The organism is Acidimicrobiales bacterium, from assembly GCA_035316325.1.
Taxonomy (GTDB): domain Bacteria; phylum Actinomycetota; class Acidimicrobiia; order Acidimicrobiales; family VFJN01; genus DASXTK01.
Genome location: DATHJB010000151.1, coordinates 22,950 through 29,946, shown reverse-complemented (window position 1 = coordinate 29,946; position 6,997 = coordinate 22,950). Strand labels below are relative to the sequence as shown.

At 71.8% G+C, this 6,997-nt stretch carries 7 protein-coding genes; 5 read left to right on the top strand and 2 right to left on the bottom strand.

Translation table 11 applies throughout. The features are described from left to right. A partial coding sequence (locus VK611_20005; GenBank protein HMG43625.1) for an MFS transporter occupies nucleotides 1–1,268 on the bottom strand: 1,268 nt, incomplete at its 3' end. Between the two features lie 55 nt (nucleotides 1,269–1,323). On the opposite strand from VK611_20005, the gene VK611_20000 reads away from it, so the two are divergent. The 5 genes from VK611_20000 to pdxS all read left to right on the top strand — a co-directional run bounded on the left by VK611_20000 (nucleotide 1,324) and on the right by pdxS (nucleotide 5,553). Next, on the top strand, nucleotides 1,324–1,845 hold the full coding sequence (locus tag VK611_20000) for a helix-turn-helix domain-containing protein (GenBank protein HMG43624.1): 522 nt from the start codon (nucleotides 1,324–1,326) through the stop codon (nucleotides 1,843–1,845). A gap of 57 nt (nucleotides 1,846–1,902) precedes the next feature. Further along, nucleotides 1,903–2,970, top strand: coding sequence for a glycosyltransferase family 4 protein (locus VK611_19995; GenBank protein HMG43623.1), 1,068 nt, complete (start codon nucleotides 1,903–1,905; stop codon nucleotides 2,968–2,970). Nucleotides 2,971–3,026: 56 nt separating this feature from the next. Continuing rightward, nucleotides 3,027–3,581 (top strand): LemA family protein, encoded by a 555-nt coding sequence (locus tag VK611_19990; GenBank protein HMG43622.1) that lies wholly within the window; start codon nucleotides 3,027–3,029, stop codon nucleotides 3,579–3,581. Nucleotides 3,582–3,599: 18 nt separating this feature from the next. Further along, on the top strand, nucleotides 3,600–4,520 hold the full coding sequence (locus VK611_19985) for a M48 family metalloprotease (GenBank protein HMG43621.1): 921 nt from the start codon (nucleotides 3,600–3,602) through the stop codon (nucleotides 4,518–4,520). A gap of 121 nt (nucleotides 4,521–4,641) precedes the next feature. After that, nucleotides 4,642–5,553 carry a pyridoxal 5'-phosphate synthase lyase subunit PdxS gene (gene pdxS / locus VK611_19980; GenBank protein HMG43620.1) on the top strand — a complete coding sequence of 304 codons (912 nt, stop codon included), beginning with the start codon at nucleotides 4,642–4,644 and terminating at the stop codon, nucleotides 5,551–5,553. Nucleotides 5,554–5,568: 15 nt separating this feature from the next. Here pdxS and VK611_19975 read toward each other — a convergent pair whose 3' ends face one another. Beyond that, nucleotides 5,569–6,963: an HAD family hydrolase gene (locus tag VK611_19975; protein HMG43619.1), complete on the bottom strand. Its 1,395-nt coding sequence runs from the start codon at nucleotides 6,961–6,963 to the stop codon at nucleotides 5,569–5,571. Nucleotides 6,964–6,997 lie beyond the last annotated feature (34 nt).

Genomic DNA, 6,997 nt, shown 5'->3' with positions numbered 1-6,997 from the left:
CGGGAAGGCTCGTCGACGAGGGTGTCGGCACCGGTGTCGGTCGGAGCGTCGTCGGGGTGTTCGGCGGCCTGGATGGCCGACTCGGTGACGATGGTCAGCAGCAGCGGCAGGGCGAGGAGGGCGCCGCCGCCGGCGATGAGGAACACCGCCCGGACGCCGAACACGTCGCCCAGGATCCCGGCGAGCAGGGCCCCGAGCGGCATGCTGCCCCAGGCGAGCAGCCGGTAGCCGGCGTTGACCCGTCCCAGCAGGTGGTCGGGGGCGATGCGCTGGCGCAGTGACACGGTGATCACGTTCCAGACGATCGCCCCCGAGCCTCCCAGCGCGGAGGCGGCCCCGACCAGCGCCACCGACGCGCTGAGCCCTGGCGCCGCGGCGGCGACGCAGAACAGCACGTACGCGATGAGCATCGCCCGCGCCCGCCCGATGGCCCGTTCCACCACCGGAGCGACGAAGCTGCCGGCGAACGCACCGGCCGCAGCCGCCGTCAGCAGGATGCCGTAGTCGGCCTCGGACAGGCCCATCGGCCCGGGCTCGACGGCGTAGAGCGGCAGCACGGTGAGCATGGCCGTGCTCGTGAGGTTCGAGATGCCGGTGAGCAGCGCCATCGTGCGCAGCAGCCGGTGGGAGAAGAGGTAGCGGGCGCCCTCGATCACGTCGTGGCGGATCCGGGTGGGCGGACCGGTGCGCTCCGGTCGGAACGAGCCGGCGATGAGGGCGAGGGCCGCGGCGGCGCACAGGTAGGCGGCGGCGCTGCCGGTCAGCGCCCCGGTCGCCGTCAGCCCGACGACGATGCCGCCGAGGAGCGGCCCGACGAACTGGTTCATCGTGAGCTCGACGGCGTAGAGGTTGCCGTTGGCCCGGGACAGGTCGTCGGCGTCGACCATGCCGGGCAGGATCGACTGGGCGGCCGTGTCGAACAGCGTCTCGCCGACGCCGAGGGCCAGGCCGACGAGGCACAGCAGCCACAGCGTCTCGGTGCCGGTGGCCAGGGCGAGCGCCAGCCCGCCGATGAGGCTGGCCCGGACCAGGTTCACCCGGAACATCGTGCGGCGGCGGTCGAGGCGGTCGGCCAGGGCACCGGCGGGCAGGGCGAAGAAGAGCCAGGGGAGGCGCAGGGCGACCGTGACGGTGGCGAAGGCCGCGGGGTCACGGGTGACACCCAGTGTGACCAGGGGGAGCGCGATCTGGAAGACGCCGTCGGCCAGGTTCGAGAGACCCGACGAGATCAGCAGCTTGTTGTAACTGCTCCAGCGCCCCACGGTCATGCGCCCCCATGGTCCGCGAGTGATTGGGAATTGTCAATCGATTAGTATCACGTCGATGTCAGACCCGCTAGGCCCCGGGCAGGAGGCCACCGCCGAGGAGTTCAAGGCGATGGCCCACCCGCTGCGGCTGCGGATCCTGCGGTTGTGCCTCCACGAGGCGCTGACCAACAAGCAGATCGCCGACCGGCTCCACGCCGACCCCGCCACCACCCTCCACCACGTGCGGCTCCTGCTGAGCACGGGGTTCCTGGCCGAGGACGCCGTCCGCAGCGGTAGCCGGGGGGCGCTGGAGAAGCCGTACCGGGCGACCGGGAAGTCGTGGGTGCTGCGGGTCAGCCGGCCCGAGGACCAGGCGACGGGCGGCCTCGCCGTCCTCGACGCCCTGCGCGGCGAGCTGGCCGACACCGAACCCGGTGACGTCCTCGAGTACGCCCGCCTGGGCGTGAAGCTGAACGAGGCGTCGCTGGCGGAGCTACAGGAGCGGATCCAGGCGCTGGTGGTGGAGCTCAGCGAACGGGCCGACGACCCCGACGGCGACGCCTACGGCTTCTTCGTCACCTTCCACCGCCACCGCTGAGACCCACGTCAGGCAGACAGACGGGGGTGGCGGGGCGTGTGCCACTACTGTGCGGGCGTGCGCATCGGGCTCGTCTGCCCCTACAGCCTCACGATCCCCGGGGGCGTGCAGAGCCAGGTGCTGGCCCTGGCCCGCAGCCTCCGCGTGAGCGGACACGACGCCCGGGTGCTCGCGCCCTGCGACGGACCGCCGCCCGACGCCGGGGTCACGCCGTTGGGCAAGAGCGTGCCGACGGCCTCGAACGGGTCCGTCGCCCCGCTGGCGCCCGACCCCGCCGCCCAGCTCCGCACCATCCGGGCCCTGCGCGACGAGGCCTTCGACGTCGTCCACCTGCACGAGCCCCTGTGCCCCGGCCCGACGATGACGGCGCTGCTGTTCCGCAACGCCCCGATCGTCGGCACCTTCCACCGCTCGGGCGACAGCGCCGCCTACACGATCGCCAAACCGGCGGTGCGCTGGCTGGCCCGGCGCCTCGACCTGCGCTGCGCGGTCTCGCCCGAGGCCCGCGACACCGCTCGTCGGGCCGCCGGCGGCGAGTACGACCTGCTGTTCAACGGCATCGAGGTCGAACGCTTCGCCAAGGCCGAGCCCCACCCCAGCGAGGGGCCCACCATCTTCTTCATCGGCCGCCACGAGGAGCGCAAGGGCCTGGCCGTGCTGCTCGACGCCCTGCGGCTGCTGCCCACCGACGTGCGCGTGTGGGTCGGTGGCACCGGCCCCGTCACCGAGACCCTGAAGGTCCAGTACAGCGCCGACCCCCGCATCGAGTGGCTGGGCCGCCTGACCGACGACGAGGTGGCGTCGCGCCTGGCCGGGGCCGACGTGTTCTGCGCCCCCTCGCTGCGGGGCGAGTCGTTCGGCGTGGTGCTGCTGGAGGCGATGGCGGCGGGCGCGGCGGTGGTGGCGTCGGCGCTGGACGGCTACCGCAACGTCGCCACCGACGGGGTCGACGCCCTGCTCGCGCCCCCCGGCGACGCCGAGGCCCTCGGCGCGGTGCTCACCCGGGTGCTGGGCGATCCGACGCTGCGCACCGGCCTCGTGGTCGCCGGCGAGCGCCAGGCGCAACGGTTCTCGATGACCGCCCTCGCCGACGCCTACGTCGAGCGCTACGCCCGCATCGTCTGAGCCGTCGTCTGACCCCGTCGTCTGACCCGCCGGCCGGACGACCTAGGATCAGCGCCGTGATAGTCGCTCTGATCGTCCTGGTCATACTCGTGGTGCTCATCGGCGGGTACGTCCTGGTCACCTATAACGGCCTGGTCTCGCTGAGGAACCGCATCGAGAACGCCTGGGCACAGATCGACGTGCAGCTCAAGCGCCGCTACGACCTGATCCCCAACCTCGTCGAGACCGTGAAGGGCTACGCCTCGCACGAGAAGGAGACGCTGGAGCGGGTGATCACCGCCCGCAACGCCGGCATGGGCGCCAGCGGCGTGCAGGAGCAGGCGCAGGCCGAGAACATGCTGAGCGGAGCGCTGAAGTCGCTGTTCGCCCTGTCCGAGGCCTACCCGGACCTGAAGGCCAACACGAACTTCCTGCAGCTGCAGGAGGAGCTGACCGGCACCGAGGGCCGCATCGCCTACGCGCGGCAGTTCTACAACGACACCGTGTACCGCTACAACACCAAGATCCAGAGCTTCCCCTCGAACATCCTGGCCAACAGCTTCAAGTTCGCGGAGCGGGAGTACTTCCAGGCCGAGGACGAAGAGCGCGGCCCCGTCAACGTGCAGTTCTGATCGACGACCTGACGCTCCGTGTACGACCAGGTCACCTCCAACAAACGCCGTAGCTGGCTGCTCATCGCCGGCTTCGTGCTGTTCGTGGCGCTCATCGCCGCGGTCCTCACCTACCTCATCGGCCTCGGCGGGCCCATCGGCATAGTGCTCGCCCTGCTCATCGCCGGTGGCGCCGCCTTCGTCGGCTACTGGAAGTCCGACAGCGTGGCCCTCGCCATCAGCCGGGCCAAGCCGGCGTCGGTCGAGGAGTACGCCCGCTACCACAACATCGTCGAGGGCCTCTGCATCGCCGGCGGCATCCCGAAGCCCCGGCTCTACGTGGTCGACGACCCGGCGCCCAACGCCTTCGCCACGGGCCGCGACCCCCAGCACGCTGCGGTCGCCGTGACCACCGGCCTGCTGGAGAAGATGAACCGCGTCGAGCTCGAGGGCGTGCTGGCCCACGAGCTGTCGCACATCAAGAACTACGACATCCTCGTATCGACGCTGGCCGTGACGATGGTGGGCGTCGTCGCCGTGCTGGCCGACATCGGCATCCGGGCCATGTGGTGGGGGATGGGCCGCAACTCGCACCGCGACTTCGACAACGACCGGGGCGGCGGCGGGTTCGCCCCGCTGGCCATCGTCGGCGTGGTGCTGCTGGCGCTGTCGCCGCTGATCGCCCAGCTCATGCGGCTGGCCATCGGGCGGCGGCGGGAGACGCTGGCCGACGTGTCGGGCATCGAGATGACCCGCTACCCGCCGGGGCTGATCTCGGCGCTGGAGAAGCTGCGCGACGACTCCACGGTCGTCCACTCGACCAGCCACGCCACGTCGCACCTGTGGATCGAGGAGCCGGCCGCCCAGACGCCCGCCGAGGGCCGGATGTCGCGCATCAACCGCCTCTTCGCCACCCACCCTCCGATCGAGGAACGAATAGCACTCCTGCGCGAGATGTGAGCCGTCGCTGCTGTTCGCAGCGGGTGCCGACGAGGCGTTGACGTCGCCGCCGGCGGCGAAGCCCTGCCGGGGGCACAAAACGACATGGGGCCTGACCAGGGCCGCTCGTAGACTGCAGGCCATGAGCGGCGCCGCATCCCCCACCTCCCCTTCCTCGCACGACACCGGCACGACCCGCGTCAAGCGAGGCCTCGCCGAGATGCTCAAGGGCGGGGTGATCATGGACGTGGTCACCGCCGACCACGCCAAGATCGCCGAGGACGCCGGAGCGGTGGCCGTGATGGCGCTGGAGCGGGTGCCCGCCGACATCCGGCGCGACGGCGGCGTCGCCCGCATGAGCGACCCGGAGCTGATCGAGGGCATCAAGGCCGTGGTGACCGTGCCCGTGATGGCCAAGGCCCGCATCGGCCACTTCGCCGAGGCCCAGATCCTGCAGGCGCTGGGGGTCGACTACATCGACGAGTCCGAGGTCCTCACCCCGGCCGACGAGGCCCACCACATCGACAAGTGGGCCTACACGATCCCCTTCGTGTGCGGCGCCACCAACCTGGGCGAGGCGCTGCGGCGGATCAGCGAGGGCGCCGCCATGATCCGCTCGAAGGGCGAGGCCGGCACCGGCAACATCGTGGAGGCGGTGCGGCACCTGCGGTCGATCCTGGGCGACGTCCGCAAGATCACCCAGGCGGATTCCGCCGAGCTGTACGACTGGGCCAAGCAGCTGCGCTCCCCGGTCACCCTGGTGCAGGAGATCGCCGAGACGGGCGAGCTGCCGGTGCCGCTGTTCTGCGCCGGCGGCATCGCCACGCCGGCCGACGCGTCGCTCGTGATGCAGCTGGGCGCCCAGGCGGTGTTCGTCGGCTCCGGCATCTTCAAGAGCGACGATCCCGCCCGCCGCGCCAAGGCCATCGTCGAGGCGGCGGCCCACTACGAGGACGCCGAGATCCTCGCCAAGGTCAGCCGGGGCCTGGGCGAAGCGATGCGCGGCCAGGAGATCGAGACCCTCGAGGTGAAGCTGGCCGACCGGGGCTGGTGACGCCGCTCCGGCGGGTCAGGCCACCAGCGAGTGGCCGAAGTAGTGCCACGCCGGGAACTCGACGTCGGCGGTGATCGACCGGGGGAGCAGCAGCACCGCCCGGAGGAACTGCTCGAGGTCGGGGACGCCGTCGATGTTGGCGTCGCGGCCCCACTCCTCGAGCCGGTCGAGCAGCGGGTGGACCTGCGGGCCGTCCCATTGCACCGAGAACCGGTTGACGCCCCAGCTCGCCAGCATGTCGACCAGGCGCTTCGCCTCGTAGGGAGCGGCGACCGCGAGGGGGCCGAGGAAGTCGACCGGGCACTGCACCACGGCGCCCGGGCGGGTAGCAGCGATGCGGCGGAAGCCCCGCTCGCCGACCGCGTCGATCCGGCCCTCGAACCAGAGGTCCTCGTCGTCGAGGCCGCTCCGGTCGACGTGCGCCAGCACGTGGTCGAGGTCGGCGGCGTCGTGGACGTCGAGCTTGGCGCCCTTGCCCGCACCCCGGAAGGCGTCGAGGCACTGGTCGAGCTGCAGCGCGTGCACGTGCCGCCCCGGACCGGTCACGGCACGGTCGATCTCGCCCCAGCGGACCGGTGAGGCGAGGAACTGGCGCAGGTTGGCCGGGTCGTTCACGTCGTGCCACACGAGCTGCACGTGCTGGGGCAGGTCGTGCTCGCCGATCACCGACCGCAGGTCGTAGCTGTCGCCGCCCACCGTGCGGGGGGTGGCGACCCGGCGCGACTCGTAGAGGGTGCGGGCGTGGAGGAAGAGGATCTCGCCGGTCGTGTCGGCGGTGGCCATGGCCTCGATGATCTCGGGCTCGTTGTCGACGACGGCCAGCACCCGGTAGCCGGCGTCGGCGAACGCCCGCAGCCCCGCGACCTTGGCGGCGCCCACCCCCTCGTCCCAGCCCGCGGGGTTCATCCGCAGCAGGTCGTCGTCGAAGCGCACCCGGTACTCCCGGCCGAGGGCGTTGAGCGACCGCAGCGTCTCGCCCCGGAGCGACTCCGGGCGCCCGGTGTTGAGCCCCACGAACGTGGACGGCTGCAACTGGAACCAGCGGATGACCTCCATCACGCCCCGGAAGGGCCGGTGGGCCTCCAGCACGGCGGCCGGCGCCCAGCGGTGCTGCAGGTACCAGCGGTGGACGTCGTCGCGCACCGTCGGGGCCAGGGCCCGGTGCTCGAGGAGGCGGTCGACGTGGTTCTCGTGGACGTCGACGTCCTCGGGCCGGAGGTCGCAGAAGAGGTCGGTGCCGTGGGCCCGGTCGTAGGCGGCGAGCACGTGGCGCACCATGTGGCGCATGTCGAGGATGGTCCCGTCGATGTCGAACACCAGCAGGAGCCGCTCGTCGGCCGAGGCCGCCCGGTGATGGGCGTGGTGCTCGGCGAGGCTGCACATCCAGTCGTCGTTGACCGGGTCTCTCACGGGCGTGGACGCTACCGACGGCGGGTGAACGCAG